General features: G+C 66.0%; 19 protein-coding genes. 10 read left to right on the forward strand and 9 right to left on the reverse strand.

What is annotated here, in order from left to right:
* Positions 1–7 precede the first annotated feature (7 nt).
* The gene (locus tag VFZ97_17445; GenBank protein ID HEX6395221.1) at positions 8–868 is read left to right on the forward strand and encodes an SDR family NAD(P)-dependent oxidoreductase; all 861 of its coding nucleotides are present in this window, start codon (positions 8–10) and stop codon (positions 866–868) included.
* On the opposite strand, the gene VFZ97_17450 is transcribed toward VFZ97_17445, so the two are convergent.
* On the reverse strand, positions 865–4095 hold the full coding sequence (locus tag VFZ97_17450; protein ID HEX6395222.1) for an adenylate/guanylate cyclase domain-containing protein: 3231 nt from the start codon (positions 4093–4095) through the stop codon (positions 865–867). The genes VFZ97_17445 and VFZ97_17450 overlap by 4 nt on opposite strands.
* Before the next feature lie 48 nt (positions 4096–4143).
* Here VFZ97_17450 and serS point away from each other — a divergent pair, with 48 nt between their 5' ends.
* Positions 4144–5418 carry a serine--tRNA ligase gene (serS, locus tag VFZ97_17455; protein HEX6395223.1) on the forward strand — a complete coding sequence of 425 codons (1275 nt, stop codon included), beginning with the start codon at positions 4144–4146 and terminating at the stop codon, positions 5416–5418.
* A 17-nt stretch (positions 5419–5435) separates the two neighbouring features.
* Complete coding sequence (locus VFZ97_17460) at positions 5436–6266, forward strand: glycosyltransferase family 2 protein (GenBank protein ID HEX6395224.1); 831 nt, start codon at positions 5436–5438, stop codon at positions 6264–6266.
* Here VFZ97_17460 and VFZ97_17465 read toward each other — a convergent pair.
* The 3 genes from VFZ97_17465 to VFZ97_17475 form a co-directional block, all read right to left on the reverse strand.
* A complete protein-coding gene (locus VFZ97_17465) occupies positions 6208–6702 on the reverse strand; it encodes a GtrA family protein (protein ID HEX6395225.1) in 495 nt (164 codons plus the stop codon). The genes VFZ97_17460 and VFZ97_17465 overlap by 59 nt on opposite strands.
* Positions 6699–8627, reverse strand: coding sequence for a hypothetical protein (locus VFZ97_17470; GenBank protein ID HEX6395226.1), 1929 nt, complete (start codon positions 8625–8627; stop codon positions 6699–6701). Before VFZ97_17470 ends, VFZ97_17465 begins: the two co-directional genes overlap by 4 nt.
* A gap of 112 nt (positions 8628–8739) precedes the next feature.
* The gene (locus VFZ97_17475) at positions 8740–9909 is read right to left on the reverse strand and encodes an NAD-dependent epimerase/dehydratase family protein (protein HEX6395227.1); all 1170 of its coding nucleotides are present in this window, start codon (positions 9907–9909) and stop codon (positions 8740–8742) included.
* Between the two features lie 194 nt (positions 9910–10103).
* On the opposite strand from VFZ97_17475, the gene VFZ97_17480 reads away from it, so the two are divergent.
* Genes VFZ97_17480 through VFZ97_17500 form a run of 5 tightly spaced genes read left to right on the forward strand, consistent with a single transcriptional unit; the run spans position 10104 to position 14812 of the window.
* The gene (locus tag VFZ97_17480) at positions 10104–10694 is read left to right on the forward strand and encodes a hypothetical protein (protein ID HEX6395228.1); all 591 of its coding nucleotides are present in this window, start codon (positions 10104–10106) and stop codon (positions 10692–10694) included.
* Positions 10631–12220, forward strand: a complete 1590-nt coding sequence (locus VFZ97_17485; protein HEX6395229.1) for an efflux RND transporter periplasmic adaptor subunit — start codon at positions 10631–10633, stop codon at positions 12218–12220. Before VFZ97_17480 ends, VFZ97_17485 begins: the two co-directional genes overlap by 64 nt.
* Complete coding sequence (locus VFZ97_17490) at positions 12220–12963, forward strand: ABC transporter ATP-binding protein (protein ID HEX6395230.1); 744 nt, start codon at positions 12220–12222, stop codon at positions 12961–12963. The genes VFZ97_17485 and VFZ97_17490 overlap by 1 nt, the downstream gene beginning before the upstream one ends.
* Before the next feature lie 18 nt (positions 12964–12981).
* Positions 12982–14205, forward strand: coding sequence for an ABC transporter permease (locus tag VFZ97_17495; GenBank protein HEX6395231.1), 1224 nt, complete (start codon positions 12982–12984; stop codon positions 14203–14205).
* A complete protein-coding gene (locus VFZ97_17500) occupies positions 14198–14812 on the forward strand; it encodes a DUF5666 domain-containing protein (protein ID HEX6395232.1) in 615 nt (204 codons plus the stop codon). Before VFZ97_17495 ends, VFZ97_17500 begins: the two co-directional genes overlap by 8 nt.
* On the opposite strand, the gene VFZ97_17505 is transcribed toward VFZ97_17500, so the two are convergent.
* Complete coding sequence (locus VFZ97_17505) at positions 14809–15132, reverse strand: DUF3040 domain-containing protein (protein HEX6395233.1); 324 nt, start codon at positions 15130–15132, stop codon at positions 14809–14811. The two genes, VFZ97_17500 and VFZ97_17505, sit on opposite strands and share 4 nt — an antisense overlap.
* 174 nt (positions 15133–15306) lie before the next feature.
* Between VFZ97_17505 and VFZ97_17510 the strand changes: the two genes are divergently transcribed.
* Positions 15307–16122, forward strand: coding sequence for an ROK family protein (locus VFZ97_17510; protein ID HEX6395234.1), 816 nt, complete (start codon positions 15307–15309; stop codon positions 16120–16122).
* Here the strand turns inward: VFZ97_17510 and VFZ97_17515 are convergent.
* The 3 genes from VFZ97_17515 to VFZ97_17525 are packed head-to-tail and all read right to left on the reverse strand — an operon-like array spanning position 16119 to position 19410.
* Positions 16119–17354: a nicotinate phosphoribosyltransferase gene (locus VFZ97_17515; protein HEX6395235.1), complete on the reverse strand. Its 1236-nt coding sequence runs from the start codon at positions 17352–17354 to the stop codon at positions 16119–16121. The genes VFZ97_17510 and VFZ97_17515 overlap by 4 nt on opposite strands.
* The gene (locus VFZ97_17520; protein HEX6395236.1) at positions 17351–18154 is read right to left on the reverse strand and encodes a hypothetical protein; all 804 of its coding nucleotides are present in this window, start codon (positions 18152–18154) and stop codon (positions 17351–17353) included. The genes VFZ97_17515 and VFZ97_17520 overlap by 4 nt, the downstream gene beginning before the upstream one ends.
* Positions 18151–19410, reverse strand: coding sequence for a MurT ligase domain-containing protein (locus tag VFZ97_17525; protein HEX6395237.1), 1260 nt, complete (start codon positions 19408–19410; stop codon positions 18151–18153). The genes VFZ97_17520 and VFZ97_17525 overlap by 4 nt, the downstream gene beginning before the upstream one ends.
* Positions 19411–19437: 27 nt before the next feature.
* On the opposite strand from VFZ97_17525, the gene ligD reads away from it, so the two are divergent.
* Positions 19438–20454, forward strand: coding sequence for a non-homologous end-joining DNA ligase (ligD, locus tag VFZ97_17530; GenBank protein HEX6395238.1), 1017 nt, complete (start codon positions 19438–19440; stop codon positions 20452–20454).
* A gap of 130 nt (positions 20455–20584) precedes the next feature.
* Here the strand turns inward: ligD and VFZ97_17535 are convergent, their stop codons facing one another.
* Positions 20585–20824, reverse strand: coding sequence for a hypothetical protein (locus tag VFZ97_17535; GenBank protein HEX6395239.1), 240 nt, complete (start codon positions 20822–20824; stop codon positions 20585–20587).
* Positions 20825–20834 lie beyond the last annotated feature (10 nt).

Below are 20834 nucleotides of genomic sequence, written 5' to 3' on the forward strand. Positions count from 1 at the left end.
TTATCCAATGGGAACTATTGATGACCACCCCCTGGCCGACCGTGTCGCGGTTGTGACCGGCGCCAGCAGGGGAATCGGCAAGGGCATCGCCCTCGAGCTCGGTGCGGCCGGTGCGACGGTGTATGTCACCGGGAGGACGTCCGAGGCTGGTCGACTGCCGGGCACAGTGAGCGAAACGGCGGACGAGGTCAACCGGCTCGGTGGAACGGGTGTCGCGGTGGTCTGCGATCACAGCGACGACGCGGCCGTCGCTGCACTGTTCGATCAGGTCTCAACCGAGACCGGCCGGCTCGACGTGCTGGTCAACAACGTCTACAACTCTCCTGCGGCGGCACGGTGGCTGGGGAAACCGTTCTGGGAGGTCCCCGCTCGCGCATGGGACGAAACGTTCATCATCGGGGTGCGCTCCCATTACGTCGCGTCGGTGCTGGCGGCCCCGATGCTTCTTGAAAGCGACGGCGGCCTCATCGCCAACGTGTCATCCCCCGGGTCGGTTCATTACATGCACAACACCGTTTACGGGGTTGGGAAGGCAGCTGTCGACCGGATGACCAAGGACATGTCCCATGAGCTCGATGGTCGACGTGTCGCAGTGGTCTCTATATGGCCCGGAATCGTCAACACCGAGTTGCTGCAGATGGTCCCAGCCGGGCCCGACGGGAGGCGGATCCTCAGCCTCCCCGGTGAGGGCGAATTCGACCTTGCCGGAGCCGAGACGCCTCGATTCGCCGGTCGGGCTGTCGTCGCGCTTGCTGCGGACGCCAAAAGGGAGAGGTGGTCAGGTCAGGCACTTTACGTCGCCGATCTCGCCGATCATTACGGGTTCACCGACCTCGATGGGCGGGTCCCGAGACCGCCGGTCCTTTAGCCGGACGGCACGCCGGCGAGAAGTCCCGGCGCTACGAGGAGGGCCACGACCCGGCGAAGCTCGGACGCCGCGTCCATGTCGCCGAGCACGGCATGCGCTCGCAGGATGACAGCGCCCGACGCAGAGACGGGATCTTCTGGAATCGGTGGCAAAAGTGAAGGGTCCGCTTTGACTTCTGCTTGGATCGCCTTGGCCATGACCAACACCGGCTTTGCGCCCATCTGCGCAGCGACTGCTTCGGCTCGCTCGGCGGGCTGAAGTGCCTCGGAGTGCCGCCCGGTCAGCAAGAGCATCAGCGCCCTGAGGACGCCGGACGTGTCGGCGACCGGCCCCCGCTCGAGCAGGCCGGTGGCGCAGTGGCCGAGGGCTTCCTCGACCCGGCCGCAGAAGGCGAGCTCGGCTTGGATGACCTCCGCCGCCACTGCACCCACCGGGTTGGTGTAATCGGCGGGAGGAAACGGAGCAGCCGCCGAGGCCGCGCCTCTCGCCACGGTCACCGAGAATCCGACTGCCCAGGGGAGCCACGGGTCCCTTCCGCCGAGCCGATCGACGAGCTTGTTGACCGACTCGGCATGTCTCACCGCCTCCTCGAGGCGGCCGCTGGATCTGGCGAGGATCGACAGTAGGGAGTGCCCATGAATCGCCGATTCGTTCTGACCCAACTCCTCGGCGACGGCAGCGAGCCGGGCGGCGAAGTTCTCGGCGTCGGCCGTTTCGGCAGCCGGCCCCCAGATCGCCCTCAGCCCGTGGTGCCATGCCAGAGGAATCAGCGCGCTCATCTGGCGCATCCGATCGCCGGTGACTTCCGCGAAGCTGAGCGCGTTGGCCAGCCACGTCCCGACCCGCGGGTCGGTGGGCCTCACCAGGCTCAGGAACGATGTCGTGGCTGACTCGCCGCCCTGGTCGCCCAGCCCTTCGAATATCTGCAGGGCGCCTTCGAGGTCGCTGGATGCCTCCTCCATCTGGCTGAGGTTGAAAGCGGCGACACCCGCGTTTGCCAGCGCCCACGCTTGTTTGAGGGGATCGCCGGCTTGCCGCCAGCGGTCCGCCACATCATGCAACCGCGGTCGGGCCTCCGCCGAGTTGGTGAACATCTCGACCCGGCCCATCGCGTGGTCGCGTTCAATGCCTACCAACGGATCGGTCGGGTCGTCCCCGATCAGCGCCAGCGTTTGCATTGCAGCGTCGCTGTCACCGTCAAGCGACTGAACGTCGGCCAGGGTCAGTAGAGCGGCGGCCTCGCGCCACCCCAAGGACACGGCGCGTTCGAGCAGCCGGCGGGCCTCGGGGAAGCGGGCTGACTCCCGGAACTCCAACCCGACCCGGACCAACGCCTCGGCGGCTTCGGCGGCAACAGCCTCATCGTCCTCGAGGTAGCGAGCCGCTGCCTCCAGGTGCCTGCCCCTGTCCTCCGGCCGGGAAGCGGTCTCCGCCGCCAGTTTGTGAAGATCACCGCGGGTGGTTCGGGGCAGCGACTCGTAAGCCACTTCGCTCAGCAGAGGATCGGCCGCCGAGTAAGACCCGTCGGGTTCGAGCCTGATCAGACCCAGATCGAGCAAGCCCCGCAGCGCGTTGGTGCATGCAGTACCCCCGAGGGCAGAAAGCTGCGCCTCGGAAGCTCCATGGCCGATGACCGCGAGGTGCTGGAAGGCCTGTTTCTGGGCCTGTCCGGCTGCGTCGAGGCGGGCGGCGAGCAGCGCGTGAAGTGTGACCGGCACCGGGGCCGCGCCAAGGCGATAGTGGTCACCGGCGTCGACTAGCGAACCTGTCTCGCGGGCCACTCGGACCAGCTCTCGCAAGTACAGCGGGTTCCCCCCGGAGCGGCCGATCAGCCAGTCCGCCGCCTCCTCCGACAAGGGCTTCTCGCCGACGAGCTCGGCGGCGAGGCAGGCCGAGTCGCCCCGGCCGAGCGGTGGGACTTGGACCTTGGTCGCCGCCGGAAACCGGGCGAGCCATTCTCCCGGATCAGTCCTCCCCACCAGCACCAGGAAGATCGGCACGCCGGCCAGGCGGTTGGGGATCTCGCCGACGATCTGCAGAGTCGTCTCTGTCGCGTGGTGGAAGTCGTCGACGATCAGGAGCAGCGGACCGGCCGAGCCTTTTTCCTCGAGAAGCCTGCCAAGCGCCCAAAGCTGCTCTTTCTGGAGGCCGGCGGGATCCATCGATCGAAGAGACACGTCCACCGGACCCGCCAGTGAGCGCACCCGGGCGGTCACCTCCGTGTCGTCGGCAGGACCGAGCTGGTTGAGAAGGTCACGGGCCAGCCGGACCCCGCCCACCGGGCCGTAGGCCGGATAGCTGGTTCGAACCACTTGCCCGTCTCGGGCGGCTGCGTTCGCCAACTCGTCGACCAGGCGGCTCTTGCCCAGCCCGGCATCGCCGCAAACAAGAGCCATCTGGTAGCGAGAGTCGCGCACCACGCGCTGCCACTGGGCGAGGAGATATGCGAGCTCGTCGTCGCGCCCGATGAGCGGGACGTCAGGCGTCGTCGTCGCACCGCTCAGCGGCCCGATCGAAACGGCCTCCCAGACGTGCAACGGTTGGCTCTTGCCTTTCAGAAGCAGCGGCTGTTTGGGTCTGAACACTGCTCTTCCGCCTACCAACTCGACGGTCAGAGGCCCGCAGAGCACCTCTCCTGGCCCGGCCGCTTTTTCCAGCCGGGCTGCGACGTTGACGGTGTCGCCTATGACAGTCGTCCCGGCGGACCGGACGAGCGGGGTCACCATCACCTCTCCCGAGTTGACTCCGATCGAGAAGACCAGATCGCCGCCGATATGTCGCATCGCGAGAGCGGCGGCGACGGCTCGCTCGGCATCATCGTCGTGTGCCGTGGGCACGCCGAACACCGCCATGAGGGAGTCGCCCATGTACTTGTCGATCGTGCCGCCGTGCTCGGAGACGACCTGCCCGAGCTCCGTGAACGCCGCGTCCACCATCCGGGCGACGACCTCCGGGTCGGTTCGCTCTGCGAGAGACGTGAACCCGACCACGTCGGCGAACAGGACGGTGGCGAGCTTCCGCTCGGGGACCGGGTCCGTCACCGCAGCACCAGCGTTGACTTCCTGCAGAACGGCCCCGCACTGGCCGCAGAACTTCTGATCAGGCGTGTGAGAGGCGCCGCACACCGGGCAACCGGCGGGCTCCAGCATCGCGCCGCACTGACCGCAGAACCGGAAGCCCTCGGGATTTTCCATCCCGCACTGGTGGCATGGCGGCACGGAGGCCATTGTGCCTCGTCAGACGGAAGATTGGCGATAGATAGGCTGCCGGGACGCATGATCGACACCCGGCTACTGATCGACGACTTCGACGAGACCGCAAGAAGGCTTTCGCGCAAAGGGGTCGACCCGTCCCTGGTCAGCTCCGCACGCAACCTCGCCGAGCGGCGCAGGGAGCAGATCCGCAGGGTCGACGAGGCCAGGGCGGAGAGCAACGCTGCGTCAAAAGAGGTCGGCGCCTTGATGAGAGAGGGCCGGAGCGCGGAGGCCGACGAGCTGCGAAGCCGGCTCGCCGCCTCGAAGACGGACCTCGAGAAACTCGACGCCGAGCTTCGCGCGATCGAAGACGAGCTGGACGACACCGTCTCCCGCATTCCGAACCTGCCGGCCGACGACGTGCCTGACGGGTCGGGCGAGGAGAGCAACAGAATCCTGCGGACACATGGTTACGACCCATCCGACTATGAGGGCAGGGAGTGGCTGCCGCACTGGGAGGTCGGTGAACGGCTTGGGATATTCGACGGGGAGCGTGCGGCGAAGCTGAGCGGGGCGATGTTTTCGCTGCTTCGTCGCGAAGGGGCGAGGCTATTGCGCGGGCTGGTTGACCTCGCCCTGGACCTCCACCGTGACGCCTACGAGGAAATCGTCCCGCCACACCTCGTTCGCACCGAGGTGATCACGAAGACCGGACACCTGACCAAGTTCGATACCCAGGCCTACCGGGTCCGTGACGACGAACTGTGGCTGATTCCCACCGGCGAGGTGTCGTTGATGGGGATGGACCAGGGCGAGATCCTTGCCGAAGCCGAGCTCCCCAAGCGGTACATGGCGTACACCGTGTGCTGGCGCCGGGAGGCCGGCGCCGCAGGCAAGGACACCCGGGGGCTCCAGAGGGTTCATGAGTTCCACAAAGTCGAGCTGGTCAAGCTGTGCAGGCCGGAGGAAGGCAACCGCGAGTTCGAATCACTGGTTGCCGACGCGGAGAAGGCCTTGCAGGTGCTCGGCCTCCCCTATCGGGTCGTCGAACTCTGCGCCGGCGACCTGACCTTCTCGGCCGCCAAGGTCTACGACCTCGAGGTCTACTCGCCGGGCGTCGACAAGTGGCTCGAGGTGTCGTCAGTGAGCCTGGTGACCGATTTTCAAGCCCGGCGTGGCCAGATCCGTTTTCGAAGGGAGGGCGGTTCGGTCGAGTTCGTCCACTCGTTGAACGGTTCGGGCCTGGCGACTCCTCGGGTGTGGGCGGCGATCGTCGAGCATGGCCAGCAGCCGGACGGGACCGTCGTCGTCCCCGAAACGCTTGTGCCCTACGTCGGCACTAACGTCATCCGCTGACCCGTGACATCCTGACGGTGGCGAACTCCGAGAGAGCCCAGGGAGCTGTCCGGGAGGTTCCCGGCGCAGCTGCCCTCGCGGATCGAGCGGCGAGTGACTTCGTCGAGGAATACCACCATCGTCCCGGCGCGCCGATCGCGGTTGTCATCCCCGCGCTCAATGAGGCCGAGACTGTCGCCGACGTCATCGAGTCGGTGCCGGAATCGATCTGCGGCCTCAAGACCGAGACGATCCTCGTCGACGACGGATCCACCGACGGGACCGGCGACATCGCCCGCCGCGCCGGAGCGCTCGTATGCAGCCTTCCCGTCAACCTCGGCCAGGGGCAGGCGTTCCGCCTTGGCTACCGCCTCGCCAGGGAGCGAGGGTCTCGGATCATCTGCACCGCGGACGCCGACGGACAGTTCGATCCGCGCGAGCTTCCGCGTTTGGTCGAGCCGATCGTTTCGGGAGATGCCGACTTCGTGAACGGGTCGCGGCGACTCGGCCGAACAGAGACGACCGACCCCGTCCGAAAGGCCGGGGTCATCCTCTACGGCGCGTTGGTCAGCATGTTGACTGGCGTGCGTATAACCGATCCCGCCAACGGCCTGCGTGCATTCCGTGCCCAGGTAACCGATCGGGTGCCCCTGCGACAGACCCAGTACCAGACATCAGAGCTCTTGATCGGTGCCATAGCCCACGGATTCAAGGTGATCGAGGCGCCGGCGACCATGTACAAACGCAGTGCGGGGACGTCCAAGAAGGGGGGAAACCTTGTCTACGGACTGCGGTTCGGGCGGGTCGTCGTCACGACCTGGTGGGCTCAGAGAGCGAGCGCGCGGGCTTCGACGACCGGTCGGGGATGAACACCAGCCACTCGTAGAGAACGAACTTCAGAACAAAGAACACCCCGGATACGCCGAGAAACGCGAGCCCGGTGAGCAAGACCGTCCAGCCGTGGTCGCCGGTCAGACTTCGCGCTCCTTGCTGTGCCCAGTGAGTGGCCACCGCGGATGCTGCAAAGCTCGACAAAGCGACCGCCATGTAGAGAACGACCTCGGTGGTCCGCTCATGCCCGCGCCGCTCCGACCACACCCAACGCCGGTTCAGTATGTAGTTGGGTACGGCCCCGCCGACGAATCCCGCCGCGGAAGCCCACGTCGTGCCTCCGTGCAGCCAGCCAAGCGTCCCGAGAAACGCAAGCTCACTGGTCACCGTCGCTATCGCGGAGCCGGCGCTGTAGCCGGCAACCCGGCGCACCAGCGGCCACCGGCCCACGATCGCGGTCCATCGGCTTCTCATCCGCCTGCTCCGGCGGACGTTCCCAAAGCGTGCAGGTCCACGACCGCGGCGGGACCCGTGCCGGCTACGACGGCCCGCAGCCCCGTCGCTACCGTCCCGTCCGGCAGGCTGGCCACCAGGATCGGCGCGAAACCTCGACCGTCGCCGACGCCGCTGTTGGCGCGCGCCACCGGGACCCATCCACCGGTGCCCGTTCGGATCTCGAGGGTCACGGATCTGGTGTGCCCCGCGGAGAGAGCGGCCTCACCCACGCTGACCTGACTGACCACCGAAGGAGTCTTCCATTCCAGGGTGACCGCTGTCGTACCGCCCGACGTCGACTGCAACGGAGTTATCGCGGCGCCGAGATCGACGTCGGACGGATGGGCGGTACCGGGGCCGATCAGCTCATACACGGAGGCATCGTCTCGGGATGTATGCAACAAACGCACCGACCACGGCGAGCTGTCGGCAACTCCGAGCAGGCACGGGTTGTCCATGATCCCGGGCTTGTTAACATCACCGAGCAGGAGGAAGCCCGCCTGGTCCTTGGCGACCGCCTGCTGGATCGAAGGGGTGTAACAAATGCTCGACGTGGCATCGAATGCCGAGCGCGCGGTGAGATGGCCGCTGAACAGCGCGGTGGAGTAGAGGTAATCGGTCTCGACAACCGTGGACGCCGGGCGTTCTGCAGAAAGGACCGCCATGTACCTCGACCCGCCGAAATGCGAGCTCGACTGGCCGAGGTTGAACAGGTAGTCACGGGGCAACTGCACAACCAGCGGAACCCCGACCGCGGCAACCGCCAGAGTCACCGAAGCCGCTCGCGCCCTGCCGAGCCACTCCGCCCTGCGAGCCTCGATACGGGTCCGCAGGGCGTGCCAGACAGCAAGAGCTCCCATCACGTACCACACCGCGATCAGCGGCAGGACCAGCATCACCCGCCGCTCATTCACATACGGCCAAAGCAGGGTCTCGGCCAGGTAGATCGGAACGATCGCGATCGCTGCGTCGCGGTGGCGCCGAAACCAGACGACCGCACCCACGATCACGAAGACAATCACGTGCCACGAGAACACCTTCCAAACGTCTGGAATGTGACCGCTCGTGGGCAGCGGGCTCAGATACGGAACCAACGTCACCGCCGCAGCAGTAGAGAAGATCTGCCACACGCCGTGAGGGAGCACATGGAGCAAACGATTCGCCAACCCGCCCTGGTAGTAGCCACCAAGTTCCTGTGAGTAACGGGTACCTGCGATCGGGACGCCAGCCATCACGCGCGCGACGACCACAGGAAGAAGCAGTGCGACCGTCGCCCCGATGATGCCGCCTCCCCGTAGCAGGCTGCTCCAGCCCGGCTTGCGCCGGCGGGACCATAACTCCCAGACGATCAGGCCGGCGAGGATGCCGACCGCCGCCTCTTTCAACCAGACCAGGGCCGCACCGGCGAGGAAAACGGCGACGGCCGTCGGGGTGAAGTCTTTTTCCTGGTGGTCCCACCTGTCCACGAGGAGAAGAAAGACGAGGAACACGATCAGGAACGGCGCTTCGGCCATCACCATGCTCCCGAACGTCGCGAACGGCGGGCTGAGAGCGAGCGCGAGCAGGGCCATACCGATCACCCCGGGCGACACGTCACGGCGGCGCAGGTACGTCCATGTCAGCGGGAAGACCCCCGCGTAAGAAGCGACCGAGAGGAGACGCAGCGGCGCGAAGCTGTGTCCCCAGATCCAAACGAGCGGGGCGAGCAGCGCAGGGTATCCCGGCGGGTAGGCGCCGACCACGACCGACCCGTTGACGAGGTGACCGGTCAGCCCCTGACCGTGCAGCAGCGCTCTCGCAGTGAGGATGTAGCTCGAGTCGTCGTCGAACGATCCGACGAAGTAGTGCGGCGCGACCAGCGCAACGTGTATGAGTCCGAGCAGCATCGGCCCGCCGACGAGCAACCAACGTCGCTTCCACCAGTTCGCAGCAGCGTCGCGGACTTCGTCGCGACCGGTTTGGCGGCGGCCGGCCGCGGTTTCGTCGAGAGTCGTCAGCGCCGCTGGCAGGTGGGCCTCAGGCAGTGCCGGCGAGCTCGCTGGCGGTCGTTCGCCACTTGACGGTCGGCCGGATGGCTTCGATGTTCACCCGATCCTTGTGCCGCTCGACTATCGAAAACATCGAGTCGATGAGTGTCTCACTCAGAAGGTGAGGAACCAGCCCGAGGTCGAGAAGCTTGGTGTGAGCCGCGCGGTAGTAGTGAGACTCCAGCTCGACTCGCGGGTTCTCGACCTCCTCGATCGTGCAGCGTCCCGGATAGGCGCGAGCGACGGTCTCGGCGATATCGCGCACCGATAGCTGCTCGGTGAACTGGTTGAACACACGGAACTCACCGGAATTGGCCGGGTTCTCGGTAGCGAGGCGGATGCACTCGACGGTGTCAACCAGGTTGATAATGCCCCGCGTCTGACCGCCGGAGCCGTAGACGGTCAGCGGATGGCCGAGAACCGCCTGGATGACGAACCGGTTGAGGACCGTTCCGAATACGTGGTCGTAGTCGAATCGCGTCTCGAGTGCAGGGTCAAGCGCCGTCTCTTCGGTCCTCTGGCCGTAGACGACACCCTGGTTGAGATCGGTGGCCCTGAGTCCCCAAACCCGGCAGGCGAACTCGATGTTGTGGCTGTCGTGCACCTTGGACAGGTGGTAGAAGGAACCGGGGCGTTTGGGGAACAGAACGGTGTCAGTCCGTCCCCGGTGGGTCAGGGTCAGCCAACCCTCTTCTATGTCGATGTTCGGGGTGCCGTACTCACCCATCGTGCCGAGCTTGACCAGATGGATGTCGCGGTCGCTCTCGGCGATCGCGTAAAGAACATTCAGGGTGCCGACGACATTGTTGGTCTGGGTGTAGACGGCGTGGCCCTGATCGATCATCGAATACGGCGCAGAACGCTGCTCTGCGAAGTGCACGATCGTGTCGGGTTCGAAGTCGCGAACCATGCGGTGCACGAACTCGGCGTCACAAAGGTCGCCGTCGTACCGATCGATCACCCGACCCGTCAGGTCCGCCCAGCGCTCGACGCGGACGCCGAGGCTCCTGATCGGGACGAGGCTCGCCACGCCGAGTTCGTCGTCGTACTGGCGGCGCACGAAGTTGTCCACCACCCCGACGTCGTGGCCCGCTGCTGAAAGGTGCAATGCAGTGGGCCAGCCGAGGTAACCGTCGCCACCCAGAACCAGTACGCGCACACTTCTCTCCTGTGTAGAAGGTTTGGTAACGGGTAGGTGTTCTACCCCGTTTTCCTGAGAGTTCGCTGAGGCACAGCATAGAGGCGGCGCAAACCGCGCGCGAACACCCGCACAAGTGCGGTGATAAGCACGCATTTAGCTAGTCCTTAGGTTATTTCGATCTCTGTCTCACCTCGCGAGTGTCTACTCGCGAGGTGCCAAAACTCGCCGCAAGCAACTCGAAAAAGATCCTGGCCCCGGTGGCCGTCGGACTTTCGTGCGCCATAGGACTCGCTGCATGCGGTGGAGGCAGCTCGTCCGCCGCGGGATCGTCGTCGACCACCACCGTGCCGGGGGCCGGGGCGGAGACGTTCCCCCGGTACACACAGTGTCTGGAGAGCCACGGGGTTCCCTCCAGCGTCGCCGGCGCATTCGCGCAGCGTCGCGGATTGACGCAGAACCCGACCAGCCCACCGTCGGGTGGCTTCACCCGTCCGACGATTCCTGCCGAGTACCAAGCGGCGTTCCAGGCGTGCCGGACCCTGAGGCCGAACTTCGGCGCTGGTTTGAACAGCGCGGCCTTCGCCGCCTACCGCAACTGCCTTCAGTTACACGGGGTGAGCATCCCGACCCCGACCACCGCACCGGGCCAGACTTCCGGTCAAGAGCCGTCCGGCGGCGGGCCGCGCGGCGCGTTCAGCCAGCTCCAAAACAGCCCGACTTTCAAGGCAGCCCAGCAGGCTTGCGCCGCGTTGCTTCCCAATCGCGGGTCCACGACGACTACTACGACGCCGGCGGCTTCGTGATGATTGGACTAAGGGGTACTCGGCGCCTTCTCGTGGGGAACCTGGTGATCGCGGCGGTGCTCACCGGTCTGGTCGTGGCGGGGGTGACGTCGGTGTTCAGCTCGGCTTCGGCCAACACAGCCCCGCGAACCGTCAGGGCCCAGCTCGGTGACGTTTCCGCGTCGGTGTCGGCGACGGGCAACGTTTCGCCGGCGCAGGCCCAGAACGTCGACTTCTCAACGGGAGGAACCGTCACCGAAATCGACGTGACAGCCGGCCAGTCGGTCACCACCGGCCAGGTGCTCGCCAAGCTCGATCCCGGCCCGGCGCAGGCCTCCCTCACCGCAGCCGAGGACAGCCTTCAAGCGGCGCAGGACAACCTTGCGCTCGTCCAGTCCGGAGGGGAGACACCTCCCCAGAAGGCGCAGGATCAGGCGACTCTCTCGGCGGCCGAAAGCCAGGTCTCTACCGCGCAGTCGAACCTCACCGCGGCCCAGGACCAGCTGGGGTCCGACAGGGCACAGTGCGCCAAATCGGGCGCTTCAGCCGGTACCACAGCCTGCTCGGCCGTCGGCAGCGACCAACAGTCGGTCAACCAAGCACAAAACTCACTGACCCAGGCGCAGAACACGCTGACCCAGGAACAGCTGTCGATTCAGGCAAAGCAGTACGTCAACCCGGCCGCAGTTCTGCAAGACGAAGCGGCGGTCACCCAGGCCCAAGCAGTAGTCGCCCAGGATCAGAAAACACTCTCGGAAACGACCCTGACCGCGCCCTTCTCCGGAACTATCACTGCACTCAACGGAACAGTCGGCGAAACTGTTACCGGAGGCGGCTCATCCAACGCCAACGCGAACTCGGGTTCGTCGGGGACAGGATCGGGAACCGGCTCCGGGTCCGGAGCGGGGTCCTCGAGTGCCGGATCGTCGTCGAGCGGCAGCTCGGGATCGTCCTCGTCTGTGTTCCTCACGCTTACCAACATGTCCCAACTGCAGGTCATTGCCGGTTTCGCCGAAGCCGACGCGACCCGGGTGGCTATAGGGCAGCCCGCGACGGTTACGTTCAGTGCGCTGACCAGCACGACCGTCCCCGGACGGGTCACCGCGGTGAGCGCCACCTCGACGGTCGTGAGCAACGTCGTCACTTACAACGTCACGGTCGCGTTGCAGAACCCGCCCACAACCGTGAAGCCCGGGATGACCACGACCGTCAGCGTCGTAGTCGCGTCCGCGGGCAACGTCCTCGAGCTGCCTACGTCCGCGATAAGCACGGCCGGCCGTGCGTCGACCGTGACAGTTCTTCAGAACGGGAAGCAGACCGTCCAACCGGTGGCCGTCGGGCTGGTCGGCGACACAAGCACGCAGATACTGTCGGGACTTTCGGCCGGCGACGTGGTCGTGATCCCGACTGCGACGGTGAGCTCCGGAGGTTCGGGTACGGGCTCGTCCCGTAACGGAACGGTCGGCGGTTTCGGCGGCCTGGGTGGCGGCCTTGGGGGCGGCGGTCTCGGTGGCGGCGGAGCAGTGAGAATCGGGGGCGGAGGCTGATGCCGGACGAGCCCCAAGTCTCCCTTCCTGCGGTCATCGCACTCCGAAACGTCGAGAAGGTCTACCGAATGGGCGAGACTGAGGTGCGGGCCCTGAACGGCGTCACTCTCGTCGTAGATAGCGGCGAGTTCGTCGCCGTCATGGGAGCATCAGGGTCGGGGAAGTCGACGATGATGAACATCATCGGCTGCCTCGATGTGCCGACCCGGGGGCGTTACTGGCTCGACGGGATCGACATCCGCCGACTTGATGACTCGGCACTGTCCCGTATCCGCAATCGGAAGATCGGGTTCGTCTTCCAGAGCTTCAACCTGATTCCGAGGACATCGGCGCTTGCCAACGTTGAGATGCCCCTGATCTACGCGGGTGTCAGAGCCAAGGAGAGGCGTGACCGCGCGTTGGCCGCGCTTGACATGGTCGGGATGTCGGACCGCGTCGAGCATCTCCCGAGCCAGATGTCGGGCGGTCAGCAACAACGCGTTGCCGTTGCCCGGGCGATCGTCACCAACCCTTCGCTGATCCTTGCGGATGAGCCGACCGGCAACCTCGACACGCATTCGAGCGCCGAAGTGATGGGGATCTTCCAACGCCTGAACCAGCAAGGAAGAACCGTGGTGATCATCACTCACGAAGCCGACATCGGCGCCTACGCCCGTCGGACCGTCCGGGTGCGCGACGGTTTGATAGTCGATGACGAAAGCAGGGGCGAAACAATGTCGAACCCCGTCCTGACAGGCCGCTGAAGTGATCGGGGAGGGCGAGTGAACTGGGCAGACAACTTCCGGGGCGCCTTCCGGGGTCTTTCAGCGAACAAACTCCGATCTGCCCTGACGGTGTTCGGGATCCTCATCGGAGTCGGCGCTGTAATCATCCTGGTCGCGGTCGGCAACGGCTCGTCTCAAGCCGTGCAGAACCGCATCAAGGCGCTCGGCACCAACACCATCACGATCATCAACCGCGGCAGGTTCGGAAGAGGCCCGGCAACGGGAGGAACGCAAACCCGACCGGCGACCATCACGGCCGCGGACGTCTCCAAGCTCCAGGACCCCAACCAAGCCCCCGACGTCGCCTCGGTTTCACCGGTCGTGAGCGCCTCGGAGACGGCGGCTTACAGCGGGGCGTCGACCTCGGTGACGGTCACGGGGACGGTCCCGGCATGGTTCGCAGCGGAGGACTATCAGGTTCAGGCCGGGCGCCAGATCACACCCACCGACATCTCGTCTCACGCGCGAGTGGTCGTCATCGGGCAGGACCTCGTCTCCAACCTCTTCCAACCGGGGTCAAACCCGCTCGGAGCACAGATCAGTTTCGGCTCTGCCCGGTTCGTCGTCGTCGGCGTTCTGGCGAACAAGGGGTCGAGCGCCGGGCAGGACTTGAACAATGTCGCAGTCGTTCCCTACACGTCGGCCGAGGATCAGCTGACCGGCTACACCAACAACTTCACAGAACTGATCGTCCAGGCCAAAAGCGCCAGCAGCGTCAACAACGCCGAGCAGGAAGCCGCAGAGATTCTCGCTTCGGCGAACCGGACGAGTGTCGCCAACCTTCCCTTCCTGATCGTCAACGAGGGCTCGCTTCTAGCAACGAGCCAATCGACGAACCAGACCTTCACCGTCCTGCTCGGAGCGGTGGCAGCCATCAGCCTTCTAGTCGGAGGAATCGGGATCATGAACATCATGCTCGTCAACGTCACCGAGCGGACCCGGGAGATCGGCATCCGCAAGGCGATCGGAGCCCCCAGGTCGGCGATACTCGGCCAGTTCCTCACCGAGGCAGTCCTCCTGTCGCTCTTAGGCGGTTTGGTGGGCATCGGCGTCGGTCTGATCGGGACTCGATTCCGGATCGTCGGGGTGCATCCGGTGGTCTCTGCATCTTCAATCGCGCTCGCCTTCGCGGTGGCAGTGATGGTCGGGGTGTTCTTCGGGTTCTATCCGGCGAACCGGGCCGCTGCGCTCCGGCCGATCGAGGCGCTCCGACATGAGTGATGGGGACATAAGTGATAGGGCCACGAGTTACCTCGCGGTGCACCCCGAGGACACCGACGACGAGTGGCAGACCGGCCCGCCGCCGAGGGGATTGAGACTTCATGCTGTTACGGCCGGGCTACTGGCCCTCGCTCTTCTCGCGGGCGGGTTCTGGGCGGGCTCGGTCGCGGAGCGTCACCACAACGGGACGTCGTCGTCGAACCCGTTGAGCGCGCTGGCAAGCAGGTTCGCGGCAGCGAGGTCCGCCAGCGGGCCCGGTGGCTCGGGCGGGTTGGGAACCGGGAGCGGCGGCGGAGCTGCCGGTGCCACCTCCGGCGTCGTGACCGGCGTCCAAGGCAACACGCTCTATGTGACGGACTCGAGCGGCAGCCTGATCAAAGTGCAAGTCGGCTCCTCGACGAGCGTGACCCGAACGGCGGAGTCGGCGTTATCCGGGCTGCAGGTGGGCGACACGGTCGTCGTGTTGGGGTCGAAGGCCTCTGACGGGACGGTAACTGCTACGTCGGTTCGAGCGAATTCCGCAGGCGCCGGCCCCGCATCAGGTGGAGCTGCATTCGGAGGTGGAAGCGGCCCGTTCGGCGGTTCCTTCGCCGGGGGCGGTGGTTAGCCTCCGCCCCAACGCCGCTCTGCAGCGGCGACCAGTGACCACAAACCGGCTGCCGCGAGGCAGGCCCCAACAACCCCGACCACCAAGCCGACGCTCAAGCCCACCACGGTGAGAACGAGTCCCACCACGACGGCCGGCGCCGCAAGCCAGAGGCTGTGTATCCATCCGGGTATGGCGGGCAGGCGGAGGAGCGGGATCCAGTGGTTGGGACCCCGGAGGCGAGCCGCCAGTTGAGGGTCGTCCGCGGCCGCCAGGGCTTCGAGGTTTGACAGGGCGGCGCGCTCTTGAGCCGTGAGGCGAGCGTCGTCCCTCGTGCTCATCGCACCTCCCTCCGTCCGAACGTGCCGTTACCTGACGGCAGTCTCACTGTGCCGTTACTCGACGGCAGTCTCATTCTGTACCCCATCGGGCGCAAACGTCGAACGCGTGAGCCAATTCCCCGTTTCGAAAAGGCCAGGGCGCCGCGTTGTCGTGGGACTACATAGTCTCTCGACATGACGAACACAGCCCCAGCCCCGAAGACGGCCACCCCGGCCAAGACGGCTGCGGCCCGGAAGAGGGCCGCCGCTCCGGGGCTCGACACCCTGGCGATCGACATAGGCGGAACGGGACTCAAGGCCTCCGTCCTCTCGGCCTCGGGGGAAATGGAGCATACGAGGGTCCGCGCGCAGACGCCCTATCCGCTGTCGCCGACCCGGCTCGTCGAGGAGTTGATGAAGCTGGTCACCGGGCTTCCGCCCTACAACCGGATATCGGTGGGCTTCCCCGGAATGGTGCGTGACGGGCATGTCCTGTCGGCGCCGCATTTCATCTCGCCCGACGGCCCGGGAGGGAAACCTGCGGCGAAACTCGTCAAGGCCTGGGACGCGTTCGACCTCGAGGGGTCCCTCGAGGAAGCCACGGGCAAGCCCACCAAGGTCGCCAACGATGCGGACGTCCAGGGTGCGGCGGTAGTGGCCGGGAAAGGCTTCGAGGCGGTGATGACCCTCGGGACCGGGGTCGGCACAGCGTTCTTCTTCGAAGGCAAGCTCCTGCCGCACCTCGAGTTCGCCCACCACCCGTTGCGGAAGTCGGGCACCTACAACGATGTCCTCGGAAACGCGACCCTCAAGAAGATCGGGGTCAAGCGGTGGAAGAAGCGGGTGGTCGAGACAATTGCGACTGTCAAAGCGCTGACCTTCTACGACCACCTGTTCATCGGAGGCGGCAACTCCGTGCACCTGACGTCTGTGAAGCTGCCGGCAGACGTGAGCCTGGTGGACAACGCCGCGGGAATCCTCGGGGGCATCAAGCTCTGGGAACGGACTTAGACCGGCGCGACGCCGACCAGAGGCCGGCCGGCCGGCAGCTCATCGAGAGCACGCCGGCGGTGCTCGCGCACCTCGGCCAGTCCCGGCATCGGCTGCGGAACACCCCCGACCATCACAAGGTGCTGGAGCGGGCGGCTCCCGTCGGGCACTGGCTCGGGCCGGAGGCTGACCACTTCCTCGCCTCGACCGGGGACTCTCCAGGCCCACTTGCGGCCGCCGACCGTGGACTTGCCAGGTGAATGCTTGGCGACCGGACGGTTGCCGACGGCTACGAGCTTGTAGATGAAACCGGCGGTCGGGCTGCCGAGTCCGGTGACCACACCGGTCCCTACCCCGTATGCGTCCGCCGGCGCGTCCCGCAGCTCCTCGATCCGTTCGTCGTCGAGGTCCCCGGTCACGACGATCCGCGTTTCGGTGGCACCGAGCGAGTCGAGAAGCTCACGCGCCCTTCGCGTTTCTTCGACCAGGTCGCCGGAGTCGATGCGGATCGCCGCCAGCTCGGTTCCGGCCGCTTCGACTGCGCGCCGTATCCCTTCGTGGGTGTCGTTCGTGTCGACTAGAAGAGTCGTTTCGCTGCCGAACGCCTTCACTTGCGCGGCGAAGGCCGCCTTCTCATCGGGGAACAGCTGCACGAACGCGTGCGCCGTCGTCCCGGCCGTCGGAACTCCATACCGTCGTCCTGCTTCGAGGTTCGAGGTCGACGCGAATCCTCCTATGTAGGCCGCGCGTGCAGCCTCGACGGCTGCTTCATTGTCGGTTCGCCGGCTTCCCATCTCGATCACCGGACGATCGCCGGCAGCCCTGCAGATCAACGACGCCGCCGCCGCGACCGCCGAATCATGATTCAGCACTGACAGGACAAGAGTTTCGAGCAGCACGCTCTCGCCGAAAGTTCCCTCCACGGTCAGCACCGGGGACCCAGCGCAGTAAAGGTCACCTTCTCCATACGCGTGAATGTCACCGCTGAACCGGTACCCGGCGAGCCACTCGAGCGTCGATTCGTTCACGACGCGCTCGCGTCGCAACCAATCGATCTCCGGCTTACCGAACCTGAAGTTCTCGAGCGCGGGAATCAATCTTCCCGAGCCGCAGAACACGCCGTACGGACGCCCACTTGGCAATGACCGGGTGAACACCTCGAAGGTCACCCGCTGATCGGCGACGCCGGCGAGGAGCGCGGCTTCGAGCATCGTCAGCTCGTAGTGGTCGGTGAACAAGGCGGTCGAGCTCAAACGCTTCCTCCGACACTCCTTGTGAGCCGGGAGCGAAGGCGCTCGAACCCGCCTAGGTCGGGCTTCCGTCTCTCCGTGCGAGAGGCGGCCAGTCGCTCTGCTCGCAGATCGTCACATTCCCCGTCATCCAGCGGCGCGAGGTCGCCGGTCACCCAACCGAGGATCAGATCGGCCAGGGCGGGGTTGCGCGCGAGGACGGGGCCGTGAAGGTAGGTGCCGAACACACGGCCCGACCTGCACCCGTCGACTTTGGTTTCTCCGCCGTTCCCGACTCCGTGAACAACCCGTCCGACCGGCCGGGCCGAGGGACCGAGAAGCGTGGTGCTGGCGTGGTTCTCGTAGCCGGTGAGCGATGGCAATCCCAGGTCCGGTTCCGGATCGACGACGATCTCGCCGACGGATCGGCGCCCGTTCGCCCGCACTGATTCGCAGTCGAGCAGCCCCAGCCCGTCCGAGCGGTTTCCGTCTGGACCGACGAAGCTGTTGCCGAGGATCTGGAGCCCGGCGCAGACTGCCAGTACGGCTGCTCCCCCGCCGACCGCTCGATGGAGCGGCCCGCCGGAGGTCCCGAGCTGCCGAGCGGCCAGAGCTTGGGGGAGGTCCTCCCCGCCCCCGACGACGTAAAGGTCACACGACTCGGGAACCGGGTCCCCCGACCGCACGGTCAGGACTTCAGCCGGGACTCCTCGCCACCTGAGCCTCTGAGCCAGTATGACCGCGTTGCCCGAATCGCCGTAGGTGCCCAGGAGATCAGGAAAAAGGAGTGCGACGGTGACCTTCGAGCCTGCTACGCCGCTCATGCGAGCAAGGCCCGCATCTGCTGGAACGACGTGTAGTTGGCCACGACGTCAACATCGGAGCAACCGGCTTCCGCAGCCAGGACAACGGCCTTGAGCAGATCGTCCTCGCGACGGTGCTCGACTCCCGCGTACCGAAGGCGGACAGCGAGGTCACGGCTTCTCTCGCCCGTCGCGATCACCAACCGCCCCGCGAACCGCTCGAATGGAACGTCCCACAGCCAGGACGGATCGCGCCCGTCGGCTATCCGCGCGTTTATCGCGACCACCGCGGGAACGGGTGGTGGACGGAGAATGTCGAATACCTCGAGCCAGCCGGCAGGGTTCTTGGCGAGCAACAGGCGCGCGGCGATCGATCCAACCGAGACACTCGCGTAACGGCCCACCACCTCTTTCACTTCCGATAGCCCCGCGGCAGCGCTGGACTCGTCGCACCCCAAGACCTCTGCAACCGACAGCGCCATCGCCGCGTTGGCCAGGTTGGCTCTTCCGGGCAGCGACACGCGAAGGTCGGTACGAGACCCGTCTGCCCGGACGATCGCGCCCGACTCGAGCCACGCGTCGAGAGGCGGCCTGCGGAAGTCGCAATTTCCGCACGCCCAGTCGCCGCCTTCCGAGAACTGGATCCTCCCGCCGCAAGCGGGACAGCCTGCGGCATCGTCGGTCCACGGAAGACCGGCGCCTATCCACCGGACGTCCTCAGCCAGGCCGGCTCCCCACACCACCATCGGGTCGTCGGCATTGGCGACAACGGTAACGGCCTCCTGCCGTGAAGTCCGATCGAATGTTCGCCGCCAGGCCGAGGCGAGCATGCGAACCTCGTTGTTGCGGTCCAGTTGGTCGCGGCTCAGGTTGAGGAGCGCGACCGCCCTGGGTGACGTGGCATCGACGACTTTTCCCAACCAGGCCTCGTCGACCTCCAGCGCCGCGAACGGGGCGTCAGGCATCTCGGCCAGCGCTGCTGCAAGGCCCGGGGGAAGGTTCGCCCCGAGAAGGTTGGTAGCGACGGGACCGGAGCCGGAAAGCGCCGCCCGTAGGAGGCTCGTGGTCGTCGTCTTGCCATTGGTTCCGGAAACCAGCGCAATCGCCCGGCCGGCTGCCAGCCTCGAGAGACCTAGCGGATCGACGGCGAGGATTGCCCTCCCTCCCACGACGGACCCGCCACCGCGTCCCAAACGCCTCGACGTCTCGGATACTGCGGACCCGACTGCCGCAGCGACGCGGGTCCTCAACGGCAGCTTGTGAGAAATAGATGACACCTTCCGACCGAGGGTACCGTGGCGGCGATGGCCGCCGAGGAGACAGTCGTCATTGAGTCGTGCGGACACGAGGTGTCGATTTCCAGTCCCGGAAAGGTCTTCTTTCCGGGATCGGGCCACACCAAGCTCGACCTTGTCGATTACTACCGCACGGTAGAAGACCCACTGATGCGTGCAATGGGCGGCCGGCCCGTACTGCTTCAGCGGTTCCCGCATGGCGCGGGCGGTCAGTCTTTTTTCCAGAAACGGGTACCCGAGAAGCACCCCGACTGGCTGCAGACGACGATCGTGGCCACACCGAACGGCACCACCTCGGAAGCTCTCGTGGCCGCCGACATCGCCCACGTGCTGTGGGCCGTGAATCTGGCGTGTCTCGGCTTCCACGTGTGGCCGTACAAGGCCTCGGATCCGGACCACGCGGACGAGCTACGCATAGACCTTGATCCCTCGCCGGGCGTGACGTTCCCGATGATCCGGGAGGCGGCTTTCGAAACCCGTCGACTCCTGGACGGCCTTGGGTTGACCGGGCTGCCCAAGACGACCGGCAACCGCGGCGTTCACATCTACGTACGCCTCGAGCCGCGATGGTCGTCGCTCGACGTGCGAGCTGCAGCTGTTGCCGTAGCGCGCGAGTTGGAACGCCGGCGCCCGGACCTCATCACCGCTGCTTGGTGGAAGGAGGAACGCGGCGCTCGGGTGTTCGTCGATTTCAACCAGAACGCGCCGCACAAGACCGTATTCGGGGCTTGGTCGGTCAGGGCCCGACCCGGTGCGCAGGTTTCGACTCCATTCGCGTGGGAGGAGCTCGGCTCGATCGAACCGGACGAGCTCACCATCGACTCGGTGCCTCTTCGAGTCGCCGCGAACGACGACCCGTGGAATCCAGCGCCCCCTCAATCGTTGGAGCCGCTACTCGACTTGGTTCGGCGTGATGCGGAAGAGCGTGCCCTACCTGATGCTCCGTGGCCGCCCGTCTATCCGAAGATGCCGGGAGAGCCCCCTCGGGTCGCTCCGAGCCGGGCGAAGAAACCGAAAGAGGCATAGCCCGGGCGAGGGATCCCACGTACCACGTCAGCGATCCTCCGTCGCCTGCGGCTCCGGCGTTCGGACATCAGCCGGCTGCGTTCGGCGGCACGCAGAAGATCGTTACGCCTTTCGGCCGCGGCAAGTTCGTTCAGGTAGGGATGCACGACGGTCGCATTTCTATGGCGAGGACGCGGTGCTGCAACGTGCTGTCGGTGAGCGCCCGTTGGTCTGCTGCCAGGCGGCCCAGGTCAGACAGAGACGCCCAGTGGGTGTCAGCGACCCGGTTGCGGTCGATGTCGAAGCACCACCCGCGAGCGGTCGCTCGGGCGCGAGCCGGACCCTTCCGAAGCAGTCCAATTATCAGTCCACTTGCTACCTTTCGACCCATGCTGGCATGA

It is taken from the genome of Acidimicrobiales bacterium (genome assembly GCA_036378675.1).
In the GTDB taxonomy this organism is placed as follows: domain Bacteria; phylum Actinomycetota; class Acidimicrobiia; order Acidimicrobiales; family Palsa-688; genus DASUWA01.

Bases quoted from the DNA above. Each gene is read 5' to 3' on its own strand.
- VFZ97_17445 (HEX6395221.1), top strand. From the start codon at position 8: ATGGGAACTATTGATGACCACCCCCTGGCCGACCGTGTCGCGGTTGTG.
- VFZ97_17450 (HEX6395222.1), bottom strand. From the start codon at position 4,095: ATGGCCTCCGTGCCGCCATGCCACCAGTGCGGGATGGAAAATCCCGAG.
- serS (HEX6395223.1), top strand. From the start codon at position 4,144: ATGATCGACACCCGGCTACTGATCGACGACTTCGACGAGACCGCAAGA.
- VFZ97_17465 (HEX6395225.1), bottom strand. From the start codon at position 6,702: ATGAGAAGCCGATGGACCGCGATCGTGGGCCGGTGGCCGCTGGTGCGC.
- VFZ97_17490 (HEX6395230.1), top strand. From the start codon at position 12,220: ATGCCGGACGAGCCCCAAGTCTCCCTTCCTGCGGTCATCGCACTCCGA.
- VFZ97_17500 (HEX6395232.1), top strand. From the start codon at position 14,198: ATGAGTGATGGGGACATAAGTGATAGGGCCACGAGTTACCTCGCGGTG.
- VFZ97_17505 (HEX6395233.1), bottom strand. From the start codon at position 15,132: ATGAGCACGAGGGACGACGCTCGCCTCACGGCTCAAGAGCGCGCCGCC.
- VFZ97_17510 (HEX6395234.1), top strand. From the start codon at position 15,307: ATGACGAACACAGCCCCAGCCCCGAAGACGGCCACCCCGGCCAAGACG.
- VFZ97_17520 (HEX6395236.1), bottom strand. From the start codon at position 18,154: ATGAGCGGCGTAGCAGGCTCGAAGGTCACCGTCGCACTCCTTTTTCCT.
- ligD (HEX6395238.1), top strand. From the start codon at position 19,438: ATGGCCGCCGAGGAGACAGTCGTCATTGAGTCGTGCGGACACGAGGTG.
- VFZ97_17535 (HEX6395239.1), bottom strand. From the start codon at position 20,824: ATGGGTCGAAAGGTAGCAAGTGGACTGATAATTGGACTGCTTCGGAAG.